8 protein-coding genes are annotated in these 19,828 nt (G+C 70.8%); 3 read left to right on the forward strand and 5 right to left on the reverse strand.

Annotated features, from left to right (window positions below; genetic code table 11):
- Positions 1-414: 414 nt before the first annotated feature.
- Positions 415-810, reverse strand: coding sequence for a nitroreductase/quinone reductase family protein (locus OHB21_RS01215; RefSeq protein ID WP_067512661.1), 396 nt, complete (start codon positions 808-810; stop codon positions 415-417).
- Between the two features lie 117 nt (positions 811-927).
- On the opposite strand from OHB21_RS01215, the gene OHB21_RS01220 reads away from it, so the two are divergent.
- The 3 genes from OHB21_RS01220 to OHB21_RS01230 all read left to right on the forward strand — a co-directional run bounded on the left by OHB21_RS01220 (position 928) and on the right by OHB21_RS01230 (position 3,411).
- Positions 928-1,644 (forward strand): phosphate signaling complex PhoU family protein, encoded by a 717-nt coding sequence (locus OHB21_RS01220; RefSeq protein WP_228791827.1) that lies wholly within the window; start codon positions 928-930, stop codon positions 1,642-1,644.
- A 184-nt stretch (positions 1,645-1,828) separates the two neighbouring features.
- Positions 1,829-2,614: an HNH endonuclease family protein gene (locus OHB21_RS01225; RefSeq protein WP_067512659.1), complete on the forward strand. Its 786-nt coding sequence runs from the start codon at positions 1,829-1,831 to the stop codon at positions 2,612-2,614.
- Positions 2,615-2,649: 35 nt separating this feature from the next.
- On the forward strand, positions 2,650-3,411 hold the full coding sequence (locus tag OHB21_RS01230; RefSeq protein WP_228791828.1) for a hypothetical protein: 762 nt from the start codon (positions 2,650-2,652) through the stop codon (positions 3,409-3,411).
- A gap of 52 nt (positions 3,412-3,463) precedes the next feature.
- Here the strand turns inward: OHB21_RS01230 and OHB21_RS01235 are convergent, their stop codons facing one another.
- Genes OHB21_RS01235 through OHB21_RS01250 form a run of 4 tightly spaced genes read right to left on the reverse strand, consistent with a single transcriptional unit; the run spans position 3,464 to position 19,723 of the window.
- Complete coding sequence (locus tag OHB21_RS01235) at positions 3,464-4,267, reverse strand: ABC transporter permease (protein WP_228791832.1); 804 nt, start codon at positions 4,265-4,267, stop codon at positions 3,464-3,466.
- Between the two features lie 5 nt (positions 4,268-4,272).
- Entirely contained in the window at positions 4,273-5,091 is an 819-nt protein-coding gene (locus OHB21_RS01240) for an ABC transporter permease (protein WP_084538038.1), read from the reverse strand.
- Positions 5,088-6,053, reverse strand: coding sequence for a daunorubicin/doxorubicin resistance ABC transporter ATP-binding protein DrrA (locus OHB21_RS01245; protein WP_067512656.1), 966 nt, complete (start codon positions 6,051-6,053; stop codon positions 5,088-5,090). Before OHB21_RS01245 ends, OHB21_RS01240 begins: the two co-directional genes overlap by 4 nt.
- Positions 6,050-19,723 carry a non-ribosomal peptide synthetase gene (locus OHB21_RS01250; protein ID WP_195126344.1) on the reverse strand — a complete coding sequence of 4,558 codons (13,674 nt, stop codon included), beginning with the start codon at positions 19,721-19,723 and terminating at the stop codon, positions 6,050-6,052. The genes OHB21_RS01245 and OHB21_RS01250 overlap by 4 nt, the downstream gene beginning before the upstream one ends.
- Between the last annotated feature and the right edge of the window lie 105 nt (positions 19,724-19,828).

A 19,828-nucleotide genomic window follows, 5' to 3' on the forward strand; every position in this document is an offset into this window, starting at 1 on the left:
GTCACAACAAAATCAGGGTGGTGTGAGGATCGCCACTTATCGAGCGTTTCGACGCGGGGTTCACGCGATACGTGAAGCGCATCACTTTGTGCGCCGAAGTGCGGCGTAGCACACAAAACCCAAGGGTAGAGCGGGATTCGGGGCGCGCTGCCATAGGATCGCCGAGCCCCGGGCCGGCGCACACAGGTCCGATTACCGACGCCGAAGCGTCACGAACAGGCGGTCGCGAGAGCACGTCGATGCCATCCAGTTCGATAGCTAGAAGATTGCTACACAAGGCCATGAGAGGGCGTTTCACTACGGACACCGCGAGGGCACGACCGGACCTCGGTTCGCACGGCTACGTACCCGCGAACAGTTAACCGCAGGAACGGAATTCAGCGCTGAACGCCGCGGACCGGATGCGCGACGAGCTCAGTCGTCGAGGTCGACCCGGATGGTGAGCAGGTCGGTGCCGACGAGGCGGACGGCGGCGCTGTTGGCGCGCGGGAGTTCACGCAGGCGGGCCACCGCGTCGTCGTCGGGGAGCAGGTGCGCGGTGCCGGTGTGCCAGGTGCCGCGCAGGCGGACGCGGACCCTGTTGTCGGCCTTGATGTTCCGCACGTACTGCGAGCGCTCGCCGAATTCGGAGACCAGCCAGAACTGGTTGCCGATCCGGCGGCCGCCGATCGGGGTGACGCGCGGCTCACCGCTCACCCGGCCGGTCGTCTCCAGCAGCTGCTGGGCGGTGCGCCTGCGCAGGAGCGGATTGCCGACCCGGCGCTGGAACGCGGTCACCAGGCGGTGCTGCACGTCGTTCTTGCTCGGCATGGCCCGACCGTAGCACCGGCCGGGAGCCTTGTCCGAGCGAGGTGATGCACGCGTGCTATTTCCCCTGTGCACCAGGGCTTTCCCCGCTCCCGGGCCGCATCGGCACGCGGATCGGCGATGACGGTGCGCGCGAATCGTTTCCGCGCGCACCCCGCCATGGGCGAGAATTCGGCTGTGCGGACCCAGTTCACCCATGAGCTTCTCGCGTTGACGAACGATCTGACGCTGATGTGCCGGCTCGCCCACGACGCCGTCGAGCGTGTCACCGACGCGCTCGTGCGCGCCGACCTCGCCACCGCCTACGAGGTCTTCGCCTTGGACGAGCAGCTACAGACGATGTTCGGCGCGTGCGAGGCGCGCACGGTGGTGCTGCTGGCGCTACAGGCGCCGGTGGCGCGGGATCTGCGACATGTGGTGACGGCGATCCAGATCGCGGGCGAGCTCTCCCGGATCGGCCGACTGGCCAACCTGGTCGCCGACAGCGTCTATCGAAGCCATCCCGATCATGTCGCGCCGCAACCGATTCTGGAGGTGCTGGCCGAGCTGGGCAGGCTCGCGGCGCAGCGCACCGCGCTGGCCGGACAGGCGGTGGCGACGGGTCACCTGCCCGACGAGGCCGTGCCGACGCCCGACGAGCTCGCCGAGTTGCGGACCCGGTTGCGCACCACCCTCGCCGAATCCGAGCCGCCGCACTCGGCCGGCACGATCATCGACCTGGCCCTGCTCGGCCACCATCTGGAACGCTGCGTGGACCACACCGACGGCATCGGGCGCCTGGTTCGCTTCCACGACACCGGAATTCCGCCCACTGCGCAGCCCGACGAGGAACGATAGCAGCACGCTCACGGAGACACCTTGGCCCGCAACGGGTTATCCTAAACGTGCCGAATGTCATACGCCGCGTTGGCGTTCCGTGGCAGTCAGCCCGGGTAGCTTGTCCCGCGCCATAGTTCGGTGCGTAGGTGTTAGGAAAAAACTTGCAGATGGTCTCGGTCCCGCCGGCGAGCGGAGCGCTGTCATGACGCGTTCGTCCACCAAGCCCGGCATGGTGCGCCGGGCACTGGCTTTCGCCGCACCCATTCTGGTCGCCATCGCGGTCGTCGCCGCCTACACGGTGCTGGAGGAGATGTCGGCGAAGGACGGTTCAGGTCCCGGGCCCGCGGGCTCGGCCGCCACCTCCGCGCAGGAAATCCGCGACCTGCTCGGGAAATTGACTGTGGCGGCGGAAGGTTCGATGACGGGCTACGACCGCGAGAAGTTCCCGCACTGGGACACCAACAAACTCGAGCACGGCTTCGGCGACGAATTCGCCCGGTACAGCAAATGTTCCACGCGCGAGGTGATGCTGCTGCGCGACAGCACCGGTTCGGTGACCCTCGATCCCAAGACCTGTGTGGTGACCGTCGGGGCCGACGGCGGGTGGCGCGATCGCTACGGCGTGCTGGACCGCAAGACCGGGCAGCTGCGCGAGTACAAATGGATCACCGATTCCTCCGGCGTGGACGCCGAACACATCGTCCCGCTCGCCGAGGCATGGCGTTCGGGCGCCGCGAAGGGCGACGAGCAGACCCGGCGCCGCATCGCCAACGACGCGCTCAACTTGGAAGCTTCCGATCCGACGGCCAATCGTTCCAAGGGTGATCAGGACGCCGCGAACTATCTGCCGCCCGGCGAATTCCGGTGTGGATATGTCGAGCGTTACGTTCGGGTCAAGATAAAGTACGGGCTGACCGTCGACACCGCCGAAATGACCGCGCTGCGCTCGGCGGTCGACGAATGCGTCCAACGAGGAGGTTTCCGATAACCGAGATCATCGAGCTCTCCGCCGGGGCCGCCGTCATGACCGAAGAGGAAGGGACGGTGTCCGGCGAACTCGATGTCACCGTCGACGCCGAGGGCAAGGGGCTGGTCCGCTACCGCGGTACCGACACCTGGCTCACCATCGGCAATCTCGATCTCGACCCACCCAGGACCTGGTCCACCACCGCCGAACTCGCCGCCGCCATCGAGGCGGAGAAGGGCGCGCGCGACGCGGCGGGCAATGTGTTGCCGTTCGAGGCGTATCCGCCGGACGAGTCCGAAACCACCGCTCCCCCGGCATCTCCCGAAGGCGGGCAACCGGCGGCGGCTGTGTCGGCGGAGGGCGCGTCCGAACCGGGCGCGAGTGCGGGGGCCGGAGCCGACCCAGATGCCACCGCCGTACCCGACTCCGAGCCGAACGCCGTGGCCGACTCCGATGCGAGTGCCGCAGCCAGCCCCGACCTGAGCGCAGCACCCTGCCCCCACACGAACGCCGTGGTCCACCCCGGCTCGAGTGCCACGCCTGACCTCGATGCGAGCGCCACCGCGGATGCGAGAACCGCAGCGGCCGAACCCGATACGAGTGCCGACGCTGAGCTCTCAGCGAGCCCGAGCCTGAATCCGAGCCCGGTTCCGGAGTCGCCCACGGCGGCCGGAACTCCCGCATCACCCGGCACGGCAACGGAATCCCATCCCGCCTCGGCACCGGACGCATCGCCGTCCGCTCACGTCGATGCGTCGACCACCGGCGCTACCGCCGCGCAGTCCCCCGGTGCGGTTCCCGACAGCGGCGATTCCTGATTCAGCACCCTCGAACCGGGGCGGTCGACGCACCGCCCCGGCACCGAACTTCTCACCGCCGACTCGCGCGCCGATACCCGATGACGGCCGGAATCGCGAACAGCACCACCGCACCCAGCGACCACAGCAAGGTGAGGGTCAGGGGGCGGGTGAGCGGTCCGCCGAGAGCCAGGGCTTTCATGGTGTCGACCGCGACCGACATGGGTTGGTTGCGGACCACCGGCTGGATCCATTCCGGGTAGGCGATCAGCGGGACGAAACCGGTGCTGAAGAACATCAGCAGCGAGGTGAGGATCGTGATCCCCTCCACCAGTGTGGCTTTCGCGCTGTACACCGCGATCGCCGTGACCAGCGTCGCGAACGCCAGCCCGAACAGCACCGGGATCGCGATGAACATCAGCGCCGCGAGCGGCCCCTGCTGGAAGCGGAAGCCGAGCAGGTGCCCGACGAGCACCACCGCCAGCGTGCCGATCAGGATGCGGCAGCCCTCCGCGAGGATGCGCGCCGTGAGACCCGACGCCCGGTGCACCGGCAGCACCCAGAACCTGGCCAGCAGACCGGCGTCGCGCTCACGTCCGAGCATCACCCCGCTCGCCACCGCGCCCGACAGCGCGCCGACTATGGCGACCATCGGCACCGACCCGTAGAGGGCATCCGTGCCGGAGAACTTCTGGATCTGGCCGCCCACCACGATGTCGAGCATGAGCAGCAGCAGGCACGGGATGATCAGCGTCTCGAACAGCGCCACCGGGTTGCGCGACCAGCGCAGCAGCAGCCGCTGCGTCTGGATCACGGTGTGGCGCACCAGTCCCGCCACCGAGGTCTCACCGCGCGCGTCGGCGCGCGCCACCGTCATCACCATCACGCCCTCCTCGCGCTGAGCCGCCAGGCCAGCGGTATCGACACCACGAGGATCGCCGCGATCCACAGCAGCGGCGGCCCCATCAACGCCCACGTCACCTCGCCCGCGTTGCCCGCCGTGTCACCGGCCAGCGCGCGCAAGCCGATCGCGAACTGCGACACGGGCTGGTTGCGTACGAAAGGCTGTATCCACTCGGGGAATTGGGTCGCGGGCGCCAGACCGGTGGAGAGCATGCCGAGGATGAGCGGCGGCAGCACCAGGGCCTGGGTGGTCGACTCGGGGCTCTTGGTCGCCGTGCCGATCACGTCCGCGCCGATGGTGAACGCGATGCCGATCAGCATCCCGAACGCGAGAAACCCCAGGGTGTGCGGAGTGTCGAGCCGGAACCGGAACCCGATCACGTAACCGCAGGCCACCGCGGAGATCATCGCGATCACGAGCCGGAACACGTTGCCCGACATGCGCGCCGCGAGTGGCACCAGCGGCCCGATCGGCATCGCGCCGAAGCGCCGGTCCAGTCCCGACACGGCGTCGGTGGCCGAGCGGAAGGCCGCGCCGATGGCGGTGAACGCGGCGGCTTGCAGGATCACGATCGGCATCATGAACTGCGCGTAGCTGCTGAATCCGGTGCCCGCGAACGTCATCACCGTCTTCAGCGGGATGTAGAAGCTGGCGGTGAAGGTGATCGGCGCGAGCACGGAGGTGAGCACCTCGCCGGTCTTCAGCGACGGCGTCACCAGGCGCGCCGTGAGCACCCACCACTGCCGCATCCGCACCGGGGTGGCGCGCACGTCGGTGAGCCAGGCCCCGGCGGTCACGGCCGCTGCTCCGCGTCGGCGAGATGTCCGGTGAGCTGGAGAAATACGTCGTCCAGCGAGGGCCGCCGCAGCGCGATGTCGACCAGTTCCACACCGGCGGCGTCCAGTCGGCGAAGGGCCTCGGCCAAGGTCTTCGCCCCGTCGGGCGCGGGGATGGCCAGGCGGTCGGATTCCGGGGTGAGCGCGGCCCTGATTTCCTGCGGTAGCAGCGATCCCAGCGCGGTCGCGATGGCGGGCAGGTCTTCCAGGCGCAGCGGCACCACTTCGCAATAGCTGCCGCCCGTGCGGGATTTGAGTTCGTCGGCGGTGCCCTCGGCGATCACCACACCGTGGTCGATGACGATGATCCGATCGCACAGCGCGTCGGCCTCTTCGAGGTACTGGGTGGTGAGCAGGGTGGTGATGCCGTGCTTGCGGAAGCCCGACACCAGATCCCACACGCCTTGTCTGCTGCGCGGGTCCAGGCCGGTGGTCGGCTCGTCCAGGAACACCACGTCGGGCCGGACGACGAGCCCGCACGCGATGTCGATCCGCCTGCGCATCCCGCCCGAGTACGTGCCGACCCGGCGGCCCGCCGCACCGGTCAGATCGAACTCGGCGAGCAGTTCGTCGGCGCGAGCGCGGGCCTCGCGTTTGCGCAGGCCCATCAATCTGCCGAACATGACCAGGTTCTCGTAGCCGCTGAGCATGTCGTCCAGCGCCGCGAACTGCCCGGTGAGCATGATGGAGCGCCGCACCGCCGCCGGATCGGCCACCACGTCGTACCCGGCCACTTCCGCGCGACCCCGGTCCGGCGCGATGAGCGTGGACAGCACGTTCACGGTGGTGGTCTTGCCCGCGCCGTTCGGCCCGAGGATGCCGAGCACTTCCCCTTGCGCCGCTGTGAAATTCACGCCACGCAGAGCTCGCACCTGGCCGAAGGACTTCTCGATGCCTTCCACCACGACTCCGTACTCGTTCACTGTGTGCCTCCCAGGTGTTCGTCCAGCACACGTGCGATCTGCGCGAGCGCGTGTGGCGCGGTCATCTCGTCATGGGTGACCGCGACGTCGTGGTTGGTGAGGGCCCCGGTCACGTAGGGCCGCCAGCCTTCCGGGCCGAAGATGTCCGAACTGTCCACGGTGGCACTGAAATACAGCGCGTCGCCGTCGAACACGGGCCTGCGGTAGCCGGTCCGTGTGCGGGCGGAGGCGTTGTAGGACCCGGCCATCCGTTCGAGCATGGCGGCGTCCACCAGCGCGACACCCCCCGTGCGGGCGGCGATCAGGTCGGCGGCATCCTGCGCCGTGGCGTCGGCGGGCACGTCGTCTATGCCGAACACGGCGCCGAACGCGTTGACGAACGCACCGGCGGTGAGGGGTTCGATGCTGTCGCCGTCGATATCGGCGGTGTCGGCGTCGAGCAGCGCGAGGGTGCCGACCCGGGCGCCCTCGGCCGCCAGGCGGGCCGCGATATTGTGCGCGATGAGCCCGCCGAACGACCAGCCGAGCAGGTGGTACGGCCCCTCGGGTTGCACGGCCCGGATCTCGCGCACGTAGCGTTCGGCGAACTCGTCGATGCTGCGGGCGGAGGGTTCGCGGCCGCTCAGATCCGGCGCTTGCAGGCCGTAGATCGGCCGCCCCGGCGCGAGAGCTTCCGCCAATCCCAAGTAGCTCCAGGACATTCCGGAGGACGGGTGGACGCAGAACAGCGGCGGCTCGTCACCGTCGGCGCGGATCGGCAACAGCACGTCCAGGCCCAGCGCGCTGCTGGGAGTAGCGGTTTCGCTCGCGCGGGCGCTCTGCTCCTCGGCGGCTGCCTCCCGAGCGTGCGCGGTGTGGGCGAAAGCCGCCGCGGTGTCGAGCATCTCCCGCCACAGCCGGGCCAGTTCCGCCACCTCGCCGTGGTTGAGCAGGGTTTCGGGGAAGCCGATGCTCGCGCGCAGGCGATCGCCGACGACGACCGCGTTCACGTCGATCTCCACTTGCAGGGGGACACCGGGATGTTCGGTGGCGGGCAGGTCGCCGAGGTCGTCGGTGGGCAGCCAGCCGAGTCCTTCGAGGCCGGGCGGGATCTCGCCGCCGGCGAGGCGGCCCAGGTAGTTGAACGCGATCCGTCCGGGGAGTCGGTGTGGAAGCCGCTGTGCCGTCTCGGGATTCAGGTAGCGCAGCAACCCGAATCCGACACCCTTGTCCGGCACGGCGAGCAGGCGGTGCTTCGCGGCGCGCAGAGCGGTGCCGAGGGCCGGGCCGCCCCGCGCGGCGTCGTCGGGATCGACGGCGCTCAGGTCGATGCGGAGCGGGTAGATGCTGGTGAACCAGCCGACGGTCCGGGAGAGATCCGCACCCGGAACGATCTCCTGCTGGCGACCGTGCCCCTCCAGCCGCAACAGCACGCTGTCGCCGCCGCGCCACCGCCGCACCGCCAGCGCCAAGGTGGCCAGCAAGGCGTCCTCGACGCCGCCCTGGAACAGCGCGGGCAACGTGGTGAGCAGGGCCGTGGTGGTCTCCGCCGACACCGCGATGTCGACCATGCGCAAGGTGCCCGCCACGTCGCGGCGCGGATCCAGCTCCCGGCCACCGATCATCGGGTCCGGTGCGTCGAGAACGTCGCGCCAGTAGTCGATTTCGGCGACGCGACCAGGCGCCTGCGCTTCCTCGGCGAGCGCGTGCGCCCACCGCCGCATCGAGGTGCCGACCTCGGCGAGCACCGGGGTCGCACCGGAGGAGACCTGCGCCCACGCGGCCATGAGATCGGGCACGAGGATGCGCCAGGAGACGCCGTCCACCACGAGGTGGTGCGCGACGACGATCAGCCGGCCCGGCCTGCTGCGGTCACCCGCCGCGCCGACCGGGTCGAACCACAGGAAGCGCAGCACCGCACCGGTGGCCGGATCGAGCCGGTCCAGCGCGGCATCCAATGCGGCGCTCGCGTATTCGCGCAGGTCGAGAGTGTCGGCGGCGGCGTCGAATTCGACGCGGTGCAGCAGGGCGGCCACGTCCACCGAACCGGGCGCGGTGACCTCGAGGGTCGGCTCGGGCCCGTCGGAGAGGCGGGCGCGCAGCATGTCGTGCCGGTCGACCACGGCGGTGAGGGTGGCGACGAGCTGGTCTTCGCGGATGCCCGCGGGCAGCTCCAGCACGGCGGTCTGCGCGAAACGCCGGTGGTCGCCGCCGCGTTCGAGCATGTAGCGCACGATGGGGGTCAGGGGCATGGCACCCACACCGCCGCCGGGCAATTCGTCCAGGGTGACCGCCACTCCGGCCGCATCGGCTGCGGCCGCGAGCGCCGCCACCGTCCGGTGCTCGAACACTTGCAGCGGCGTGAGGGTCAGGCCGCTCAGCCGCGCCCGGGAGACGAGCTGGATGGCTAGGATGCTGTCGCCGCCGAGCGCGAAGAAGGAATCCTGCGCGCCGACGCGAGCGCGGCCGAGCAGTTCGCCGTAGATCGCCGCGAGTTCCCGCTCGGTGGGGGTGCGCGGGGCGACGTACTCGGCGGCATCCGCGCCGAACACAGGTTCCGGCAAGGCTTTCCGGTCCAACTTGCCCACCGCGTTGAGCGGGAGCGCGTCGAGCACGACGAACGCCGAGGGCACCATGTACGCGGGCAGGGAGGCGGCGGCGTGGGCGCGCAACTCCTCGACATCGGGTGCGACGCCGGGCTCGCGGACGACGTAGGCGGCCAGTGCCGTCGCGCCCGACGGACCCGCAACACCCAGGGTGACCGCGAATTCCACCCCCTCGGCGCGGCCGAGCACGGCGTCGATCTCGCCGAGTTCGATGCGCTGGCCGCGCACCTTCACCTGGAAATCGGTGCGGCCCACGTACTCCAAGTCACCGTCGGTGGTCCAGCGCACGAGGTCGCCGGTGCGATACATCCGCTCCCCCGGCGCGCCATGAGGATTCGCGACGAAGCGGGCGGCGGTCAGATCGGGGCGCGCGTGATAGCCGCGAGCCAGCGACAGACCCGCGAGGTAGAGCTCGCCCGCGACGCCGGGCGGCACCGGTCGCAGTCGCGCGTCGAGCACGAGCACCGCCGCACCCCGAATGGGCGTGCCGATGGTGACCGGCGCGCCGGGTACGAGTGCACCGGAAGCCGTTGCCCAGATGGTGGATTCGGTCGGACCGTAGAGGTTCACCATGGTGCGTCCGGTCGCCCAGCGTTCGACCAGTTCTGGGCCGACGGCCTCACCCGCGACCGCCAGCACGCGCACGCTCGACACCCGCGCGGGGTCCACCGTGGCCAGGGCCGACGGCGTGATCACCATGTGCGTAACCCGCCGCTCCGCGACGAGCGCCGCGAGGGCGTCACCGCCGAACACGTCGGGCGGTGCGACCACGGAGGTCGCGCCGCACCCGAACGCCATGAGCGCTTCGAACACCGACGCGTCGAAACTCGGTGAGGCGACCTGGAGGACGCGGGCGTGCTCGTCGAGCGCGAGCTGTTCGCGTTGCGCGGCAACGAGATCCGCGAGGCCGCGATGGGAGACCGCGACACCCTTGGGCGTACCGGTGGAGCCGGAGGTGTAGATCAGCCAGGCGGGGGTGTCGGGATGCACGGCGGGACCGGTGGGATCCGGTGCCGCGAGCGTGCCATCCTCCCCCGGCTCGAGGTCGTCCATGACCAGCCAGCGGGTCGTGTGCGGCAGGGCCGGTCGGTGCGCGGCGACGGTCAGGCCGAGTACGGCGCGGGAGTCGGTGAGCATGTGGTCGATGCGGTCGATCGGATGCTTCGGGTCGACCGGGACGAACGCCGCGCCGGTCACGGCGGTCGCCCAGAGGCCGACGAGCAGTTCGACGCCCCGGGTGAGGGCCAGGGCGACAACGGTTTCCGGCCCCGCACCCGCCGCCGCGAGCCGGTGCGCGAGTGTCGTTGCCCGCGCGGACAGTTCGGCGTAGGTGAGGGTGGTGTCGCCCGCGACGATGGCCGGGTGGTCCGGATGCGCGGCCGCCGTCTCCGCGAGCAGGCGAGGCAGGGTGGTGCCTTCGACGCTCTCCGGACCGCGCGCCGGGACCAGGTCGGCGCGTTCGGCCGGGGTCAGCAGGTCCAGATCACCGACGCGCCGGTGCGGCTCGGCGACCACGGCTTCCAGCACCGCGAGCCAGCGCCGCGACAGCGACCGCGCGGTGGCCGGGTCGAAGAGGTCGGTGGCGTAGGTGAGGGTCGCGGTGAGCCCGGCCCGGTCCGTGCCGTCGAGGTGTTCGCGCAGGTCGAGGGTGAGGTCGAACTGGGAGGCGTCGCGGTTCAGGTCCTCCACCGCGATGCGCAGGCCCGGCAGCGCGAGTTCCGGCGTGACGAAGTTCTGCAACGACAGCGACACCTGGAACACCGGGTGGTGCGCGGTGGACCGGACCGGATCGAGCACCTGCACCAAGCGCTCGAACGGCACGTCGGCGTGGGCGAAGGCGTCCAGATCACCGATGCGCACCGCGGCGAGCAGGTCGAGGAACGACTCGTCCGGCCGCACGCGGGTGCGCAGGGCGAGGGTGTTGACGAACATGCCGACCAGCCCGTCCAGCGCGGCGTCACCGCGACCGGCGACGGCGGTGCCGATCACCACGTCGTCGGTGGCGGCGAGACGCGCCAGCACCGTGGCGAACGCGGCGTGCACCACCATGAACAGGCTGGTCTCGGTGGTCGCGGCGAGTTCGCCCAGGGCGCGGTGCAATTCGGCGGACACCGGGAACTCGAAGTCGGCGCTCCTGGCGCTCCGCACCGCCGGGCGCGGCCGGTCGGTGGGCAGCTCGAGCAGATCCGGTGCGCCGGACAGCGTTTCAGTCCAGTACCGCACCTGCCGGGCCACCAGGGATTCGGGATCGTCCTCGGCGCCGAGCACTTCGCGGTGCCACAGCGCGAAGTCGGCGTACTGCACCGGCAGCGCGGCCAGGTCCGCGTCGGCGCCGACGGTGCGGGCCGCGTAGGCGGCCATCAGATCGGTGGCCAGCGGGGCCATCGATGTTCCGTCCGCACTGATGTGGTGGACGACGAGGACCACCACGTGCACGCTCTCGTCATCCGGTGATGCGTTCCCATCCGCCGGATCCGTGGGCGATGCTGATCGAATCGCCCTCGTGGGCACGGCGTTTCGTCCGGCGGGATAGACGCCGAACTCGTCGTGCTCGCTCCCGGTCACGCTCGCACCATCGCGCACGACGGGAACAGCACGCGAGCCCCGATCGTCCGCGTACACCCGGAACAGCCCGATGCGGAACGGGGATTCGGTGGCCAGTTCGAAGCCGGTGCCGGTAAGTTCCGCGATGCGAGACGCCAGTTCGAGTTCGGAGACCGCCACGGGGCGCAGGTCCGGTGTCGCGGCGGCGGCCTCGATGACGACCTGGCGCGGCCCCTCGGCGTCGGACGGGTAGAGGGTCCGCAGGGTCTCGTGACGTTCGACGAGGGTGCGCACGGCCTCGCGCAGGGCGTCGAGGTCGAGATGGCCGGTGAGCCGCAGGGCGACCGCGATGTTGTAGGCGGGTGAGGCGGGGTCGAGGCGGTTCAGCACCCACATGCGCTGCTGGGCGGGCGAAAGCGGAATGCGGTCCGGGCGCAGGCGCGGGCCGAGGGCGAAGCGGGCCCGCTCCCCCGCCGCTGCGGGCACCACGCGGGCGGCGAGCTGGGCGACGGTCGGCGCGTCGAACAGGTCGCGCAGTGCGATGGTCGCGCCGAGCGCGGCGTTCACCCTGGCCACCACCTTGGTCGCGCTGAGCGAGTTGCCGCCCAGTTCGAAGAACGAGTGGTCCACGCTCACCCGGTCGGCGTCGAGCACGTCGGCGAACACCGCCGCCACCGCCTCCTCCACCGGCGTGCGCGGGGCGAGGTAGCGGCGGCGCAGCGCGTCGAAGTCCGGCATCGGCAGGGCCTTTCGGTCCAGCTTGCCGACGGGTGTCAGCGGAACCTCGTCCAGCACCAGCAGATAGGCGGGCACCATGTAGCCGGGCAGTTCGCCCGCGATGCGGGAGCGCAGCCGCTCGGTGTCGAAACCGTCTGTTCGCGAGGCGGACTCACGGCCGAGATCACTCGGCACCACGTACGAGACCAGCACGGTTTCCCCCGCCGGGCCGGGGCAGCCGAGGGTGGCGGCGTACTCGACCTGATCGTCGGCGGCCAGCACCGCGTCGATCTCGCCCAGTTCGATGCGCAACCCGCGGATCTTCACCTGGAAATCGCTGCGGCCCAGATATTCCAGTTCCAGCGCCGAATCACGGTCGCCACCGGATTCCACCCAGCGCACCATGTCACCCGTGCGGTACATCCGATCACCCGGCGCGCCATACGGATTCGCGACGAACCGTCCGGCCGTCATCGCGAATCGGTTGAAGTACCCGCGCGCGATGGCCGGTCCGGCCAAGTACAGCTCGCCTTCCACGCCGACCGGGACCGGGCGCAGCCAGCCGTCGAGCACCATCGCGGCCGCCCCGCGGATCGGACCGCCCATGGTGACCGGCTCGCCCGCGCGCAGTTCGCCGGGCCCGGTCGCCCAGATGCTGAATTCGGTGGGGCCGTAGAGGTTCACCATGCGCCGGCCCGGTGACCACTGCGCCGTCAGCTCCGGTCCGGCCGCCTCGCCCGCGACCGACAGCACCCGCAGCTCGGTCAGCCCGCCAGGCTCCATGGTGGCGAGCACCGACGGGGTGATGACCGCGTGCGTCACCCGCTCGGTGCGCAGCAGCCGTTCCAGTTCGGCGCCGCCGTAGACCTCGGGCGGCGAGAGCACCAGCGCGCCGCCCATCGCGTGCGCGGTGAGCAGTTCGAACACCGACGCGTCGAAGCTCGGTGAGGCCACCTGCAAGGCGCGCGCGGTCGGGTCGAGGTCCAGCGACTCCCGTTGCGCGGCGACCAGATTGGCGACGCCACGATGACTGAGCAGCACGGCTTTCGGCTTGCCGGTGGAGCCGGAGGTGTAGATGAGGTAGGCGGTCTGGTCCATCCGGATCGCGCCGCCGCGTTCGGCGTCGGTGATCGGCCCGTCGGGCACGGTCATGGCGTGGCGGATGGTGTTGAGGTCGTCGAGCAGCAGCCAGTCGATGGTGGCGGGCAGGGTCTCGCCGGTGGCGCGCACCGTGACGCCGATCGGCGCCTTGGAGTCGGTGAGAATGTGCTCGATCCGCTCCACCGGGTAGTTCGGGTCCAGCGGCGCGAAGGCTGCACCGGTCTTGACCAGTGCCCACACCGCGACCACCGATTCCACCGAGCGAGTCAGCGCCAGCACCACGAACACTTCCGCGCCGATCCCGCGCCGCAGCAGCACCCGCGCGAACCGGTTCGACCAGGCGTCGAGTTCGCCGTAGGTCATGGTGTCGCCGCCCGCGCTGACCGCCAGCGCCGCCGGATCGATCGCCGCCCCCGCCGCGAGGATGTCGGGCAGCGTGCGCTGCGGCACCGACTCGGGCCCGCGCACGGGCAGCAGGGCGGCGCGCTCGGCGGGATCGCAGTGGTGCAGGCGGGCGACGAGCCGATCCGGGTACGCGGCGATCTGGTCGAGCAGCGCGACGAAGCGCTCCAGCAGCCTGCGGGCCTCGGCCTCACCCAGGTGATCGGCCAGGTATTTCACGCTCACGCGCAGCGTGTCGCCGGGAGCGCCGGGCAAGCCGCGCAGCGGAATCACCATGAGGTTCAACGGATACGGCGTGGCGTCGGTGCCCTCGACATCGAGCACCCGCATCCCCGCCACGTCGAGGGACTGCGACAGCGCCTCCCGGTCGATCGGGTAGGACTCGAAAACGGTGAGGGTGTCGAACAATTCGGCCAGGCCCACGGCCTGGTGGATGGCGGCCAGCCCGACGTGCTGATGATCCAGCAACCGCGCCTGCTCGCTCTGCACGCGCGCCAGCAGATCGGCGACCCGCTCGGCGGGATCGAGCCGCACCCGCACGGGCAGCGTGTTGATGAACAGGCCCACCATGTCCTCGACGCCGGGCAGCTGCGGCGGCCGCCCCGACACGGTGCCGCCGAATACCACATCGGTGCGTCCGGTGAGCATGGTGAGCACCAGCGCCCACGCCACCTGCACGGCGGTGTTGACGGTGGCACCCGCCGCGCGCGCCGTGGCTTCCAGCCGCGCCACGGCCTCGGCGGGCAGATCCAGGGAGACCGTGCCGGATTCGGTCGACTCGATGCCCGCGAGCGAGGGCACGGCGCGCGTGGGGGCGTCGATTCCGGCCAACGCCTCGCGCCACGCCTCCAGGGCTGCGGAACCTGTTGTCGCCGAGTGGGTTCCGACCGACTGCGTGTCGCCCGGTGCACCTGACCCGTCAGCGAGGGGATCCGCCTCTGCCTCCCTCGACGCGTCGACTCCTCCAACGGCGGCGATACCCACTGCACCAGAGCCGGTTTCACCGATCCCGAGGTCAGTGCCGTCGCGCTGGTCCTCGATCACGGCGGGATCCGTCGACACGCGCTCCTGCTCGGCCAACCAGGCGAGGAACGTGCGATACGACGGCGCCGGAGGCAGCACGTCGGCCGGGTCCCTCCCCGCCGCCTCCGCCACGTACACGGTGAGGAGTTCGCGGACCAGCAGCGGCGTGGACCAGCCGTCGAGGATGACGTGGTGGTTGGTCATCAGCAGGGTCCAGGTGTCCGCGCTCGTGCGGAGGAGGCGGAAGCGCAGCAGCGGGGGCGCGGTGAGGTCGAAGCGGGTGGCGGCGTCGAGGGCGACGAGCCGGTCCACCTCCCGGTCCGGGTCGGGCAGATGGGTGAGATCCACGTCGTCCCAGCGCACTTCGGCGGCGGCGAGCACCAGCTGGCGCGGGCCGTCCTCGGTCTCGGCGAACGCGACACGCAGGTTCTCGTGCCGGTCCACCAGCACCTGCGCGGCGGCGCGCAGCCGGGTGGCGTCCACGCGGCCGGCCAGGGCGAGCCTGCTCTGCACGGTGTAGCCGTCGGCGGTGTCGTTGTCGTACCAGGCGTGGAACAGCAGGCCGTACTGCAACGGCGAGAGGGGCCACACATCGGTCAGGTTCGGGTAGCGGCGTTCCCACCCGTCGATCTGCCGCTGGGTCACCCGCGCGAGCGGGAAGTCGGAGGGCGTGTGACCGCCCGCGCCCGCCGCGTGCGCGTGCATGGCCAGCGCCGCGAGGGCGACGGTCCACTCGTTCGCGAACTCGGCGACCTCGGCCTCGGTGAGCACACCGGTGGCGTAGGTCCAGGTGACCTCGAGACCGGAGGAACCCATGATCGCGTTGACGTCCAGCACGGCGGGCAGCGGCGCGTCGCCGTTCCTGGTCGCGGCGAATCGCCGTGGCAGCCAAGCGCCCTCGTCGGCGAGGGTGGCGCGGCCGAGGTAGTTGAAGCTGATCTGCGGCGTCGGCACCTGGGCCAGGACAGGTGCCGTGCGCGCGTCGAGATAGCGCAGCATCCCGTATCCCACACCGCGATCCGGTATCGATCGCAGTTGTTCCTTGGCCGCCTTGATCGCCGCGCCCGCGGCCTCGCCGCCCGCGAAGGCTTCGTCCATGTCGAGGTCGCCCAGGTCGATCGACACCGGGTAGACGCTGGTGAACCAGCCGACCGTGCGCGCGAGATCCGCACCCGGCAGCACGGATTCCTCCCGGCCGTGCCCTTCGAGGGTGAACAGCGCACGGGTCCGCCCGCGCCAGCGGTGCAGCGCCATGGTCATGGCGGCGAGCAGCACTTCGTCGGCGCCGCAGTGGAACAGCGTGGGCGCGACGTCCAGGACGGTGCTCGCCACGTCGGCGGGCACGGTGGTGATCAGGTCCGCCGCGGTGTCGACGGTATCGAGCGCCGGGTCGAGAGTCCGCGTGCCGATCGGCGGATCCGACCTCGGAATCCGCTGCCACACGGGGAGTTCGGCTTCGCGCACCCGCGCCTGATCCTGATTGGCGTGCGCCCAGCGCCGGTAGGACGTGCCGGCCGGCGTCAACTCGCCGCCCGACCACGCCGTCGCCAGATCCGGCAGCAGCACCCGCCAACTCACCCCGTCGGTCACCAAGTGGTGCAGCACAATCCACAGCAGTGCCGAGCTGCCCTCGGACTTCGCAGCGTCGACGGTCACCCCGCCGCGCGCGAAATCTCCTTCCGCGCTGCCACTCTCGACCATTCCGGCCGCGAGACCACCCTCCGCACCGCCACCCTCGCCCACCCCACGCGCCACATCACCCTCCAAACCAGCGCGCCCCCCAGCTCCACGCAGGAGCACGAACCGGCCCACCACTCCCCCGCGCGGATCGAGACGATCAGCGGCCCTTTGCAGCTCACGTTCGCGAACCCGCTCATCCGACAGATCGACGTCGACGGTCTCGATCAACGCGGACGCCACCACCGAACCCACCTCGGCAACAGTCCATTGCCACTCGTCTCCCACGCGACGCAAAGTGCTGCGCAGGATGTCGTGGTGATCGACCAACGTCTGGACGGCCGACCGCAACGCATCCACGTCGTCTGACGGCAGCGCGATCAGTACCGCCTGGCTGTACCGGTTCCAGGACTCCCCGTGCTCGAGCATCGCGTGCACGATCGGAGTCAACGGCACCTCGCCCACACCCCCGCCCGGCAACTCCCGGACCGCGAGATCCTCGGCGTCGGTGGCGACGGCGGCCAGTGCCGCGACGGTCTTGCGTTCGAACACGTCGCGGGCGCTGAACCGCAGCCCGGCGGTTCGCGCGCGCGACACCAACTGGATGGAGACGATGCTGTCGCCGCCGAGGGCGAAGAAGTTCTCGTCCACGCCCACCGCGTCCACTCCGAGGACCTCGGCGAACAGCGCGGCCAAAGTCTCCTCGCGCGGTGTGGTGGGCGGGCGGCGCACGGCGGTCCGCGTCCCGAAATCCGGTGCGGGCAGGGCCCGCCGGTCCACCTTGCCGACGGGCGTCAGCGGCACCTCGTCGAGCACCATGATCACCGACGGCACCATGTACGACGGAAGACTCTCCCCCACAGCGGCTTTCACCGCCTCAGGCTGCACGTCCGCTCCGAGCACATACGACACCAGCGCCGTCGCACCGCCGGGCGTTGTGGCGCCGAGGGTGAGGGCGAAATCCACCTCCGGCAGCCGCTCCAGCGCCGCGTCCACCTCACCCAGCTCGATGCGATAGCCGCGCACCTTCACCTGGAAGTCACCGCGGCCCGCGTAGTCCAGTTCCAGCCTGCCGCCCCGCCTGCGCCAGCGCACCAGATCGCCGGTGCGGTACAGGCGTTCACCCGGCGCGTACGGATGCGCCACGAACCGGCTCGCGGTCAGTCCGGTGCGCCGGTGGTAGCCGCGGGCCAGCGCGGGCCCGCCGAGGTAGAGCTCGCCGATCGCGCCCGGCGCGACGGGGCGCAGCGCGCCATCGAGCACCAGCGCGGTGACGTCCTTCGCGAGACTCCCGATGGACACGGGCTCGTCCGGGACGAGCGGCGCGCTGACGGTGACCGTGACGGTGGTCTCGGTGGGCCCGTACCCGTTGAGCAGGGTGCGGCCCGCCCATTTCGCCACCAGCTCCGGCGGGCACGCGTCGCCGCCGACCACCACGGTCCGCAGCGCGGGCAGGCTCGCCGGATCGAGGGTGCCCACCACGGCGGGCGTCACGTTCAAGTGCGTCACGCGATGTTCGCGCAGCACGCCCGCCAGTTCCTCCCCCGCGTAGGCCGACGGCGGCACCACGACCAGCGTCGCCCCCACCGCGAACGCGATCAACTGCTCTTCGACGGAGATGTCGAAACTCGGCGACACCGCGTGCGCGACAACGGAATCCGGCGTCACACCGAACGCCGCACCGGAGCTCGCCACCAGATTCGCCAGCCCCCGATGGGTCACCGCGACGCCCTTCGGCAGACCGGTGGACCCGGAGGTGTAGATGAGGTAGGCGGTCTGATCGAGCCGCACGGGCGCCCGACGCTCGGCCTCGACCGCCGACGGATCCTGATGCGCGACAACCTCTTCGGTCACGGGGTCGTCCAACGTCAACCAGGTGATCCGGTCCGGCAGCGCCACACGCGCCGCCGCGACGGTCACGCCCGCCACCGCACCGCTGTCCCCGAGCATGTGCTCGATCCGGTCGGCCGGATACGCCGGATCGACGGGCACGAACGCCGCGCCGGTCCGCGCCACCGCCCACAGGGCCAGCACCGAGTGCAGCGAGCGCGGAACAGCCACGGCCACAGTAGTTTCCGGACCAGCACCGGCGGCGATCAGCAGCCGCGCCAGACGATTGGCGTAGGCATCCACCTCGCGGTACGTCATAACCTCCGCACCGAAGCGGAGCGCGACGCCGTCCGGTGCGGCGGCCACACCGCGAGCGAGGATGTCGGGCAGCGATGCCTCGGGCACACCCGCCGGACCCCGTGCCGGCACGAGTTCGGCGCGCTCCGCATCGGAGAGCACCGACACCACGCGCAGCGGCGCGTCCGGCCCGGCCGCGAGGAACCGGTGCAGGTAGTCGAGGAAGCGGCGGTGCTGGGCGGCCAGTTCGTCGTCGCCGTAGAGGTTCGGGTTGGCCTGGAAGTCGATGTGGGTGGTCTCGCCGCCGACGCCCGGATACAGGTTGAGGAACAGATCGTCGATCAGTCCCGAGGTGAGCACGTGCATGCGTCCGGTGACGTCGCCGAACCGAATCCTGGTGTCCACCATCATCAGATTCACCGTCGGCCCGAACGACGCCTCGTCGACCGGCAGGCCCAGATCGCGAACGATGTCCTCCTGCCGGTAGCGCTGCCTGCGCAGCGCCGAGGTGAGTTCGGATTGCGCCGAGGCGATCAGCGCGCCCACCGTGACCTCGGCGGCCGGGCGCAGCCGCAGCGGCACCACGTTCGCGACCATGCCGCCGGAGTTCCGCAGCGCGGCGGTGGTGCGCCCGGAGACGGGCAGGCTGAGCGTGACCTCGGCGGCGCCGGTCATCGCGCCGAGGTAGGCGCCGAACGCCGCCACCACGATCGGGGCGATGCTCGACGATTCCGCCTTCGCCACCGCGTCGAGCAATTCCGCTGTCGCCGAGGGCAATTCGCCCGTCACCAGGGCCGGGTGGGCTTCCACGGGCGCGGCGCGGCCCGCCAGGCTCACGGGTTCGGAGAGTCCGGCCAGGTGTTCGCGCCAGTGCGCGCCGTCGGTCCGGAACCGGTCCGAATCACGGTAGGCCACATCGGATTCCACGATGGCGCGCAGATCGGCCGCCTTGCTCGCGGGCTGTTCGCGGCCCTCCACCACCGCGTTGTACAGCGCGGCGATGCGCTGCAACATGGTCATCGCGCCGAACCCGTCCAGCAGGATGTGGTGGATGCGCTGATACCAGAACCAGTGCGCGTCACCGAGCCGCAGCATGGCGTAGGCGGCGAGCCGGTCGGACAGCAGATCCAGCGGCGCGCTGTATTCCGCGCGCATCCAGGCGTGCGCGGCCGCCACCGGATCGGCTTCCCCGCGCAGGTCGATCACCGGCAGCTTGTCGTCCAGGGCGGTGTCGATCACCTGGAACGGGAAGCCGTCCACCTCGATCAGCCGCAGGTAGCCGGTGCCGAACTCGCGCCCGGCGCGGCGCGCGGTGTCGGCGAGCAGCGCCACGTCGAGGTCACCGCGGAACTCCACATACTGCGCGATGGAGATCGGGGTGTCGCCCGCGAAGTGCTGGGCGAACCAGATGCCGCGCTGCGCGGCCGAGAGCGGGAACGCGCCGTCGGGCAGCGTCGCGCCGTCGGCCGACGGTGAAAGGGTCTGCTGAGTCATACGAACGTCCCGGGGACAGAAGAGAAGAAAGGGGGTGAAACGGCCTCAGGACACGCGCCGGTAACGGGCGCGCACCGGGCCGTAGTGAGCCGGGCCGCGTGTGGG

The organism is Nocardia puris, from assembly GCF_036051655.1.
Classification (GTDB): Bacteria; Actinomycetota; Actinomycetes; order Mycobacteriales; family Mycobacteriaceae; genus Nocardia; species Nocardia puris.

What these genes read in the sequence shown, in the direction of transcription:
- OHB21_RS01250 (WP_195126344.1), bottom strand. Translation starts at nt 19,723, where the DNA reads ATGACTCAGCAGACCCTTTCACCGTCGGCCGACGGCGCGACGCTGCCC.
- OHB21_RS01235 (WP_228791832.1), bottom strand. Translation starts at nt 4,267, where the DNA reads ATGACGGTGGCGCGCGCCGACGCGCGCGGTGAGACCTCGGTGGCGGGA.
- OHB21_RS01230 (WP_228791828.1), top strand. Translation starts at nt 2,650, where the DNA reads ATGACCGAAGAGGAAGGGACGGTGTCCGGCGAACTCGATGTCACCGTC.
- OHB21_RS01220 (WP_228791827.1), top strand. Translation starts at nt 928, where the DNA reads ATGACGGTGCGCGCGAATCGTTTCCGCGCGCACCCCGCCATGGGCGAG.
- OHB21_RS01225 (WP_067512659.1), top strand. Translation starts at nt 1,829, where the DNA reads ATGACGCGTTCGTCCACCAAGCCCGGCATGGTGCGCCGGGCACTGGCT.
- OHB21_RS01215 (WP_067512661.1), bottom strand. Translation starts at nt 810, where the DNA reads ATGCCGAGCAAGAACGACGTGCAGCACCGCCTGGTGACCGCGTTCCAG.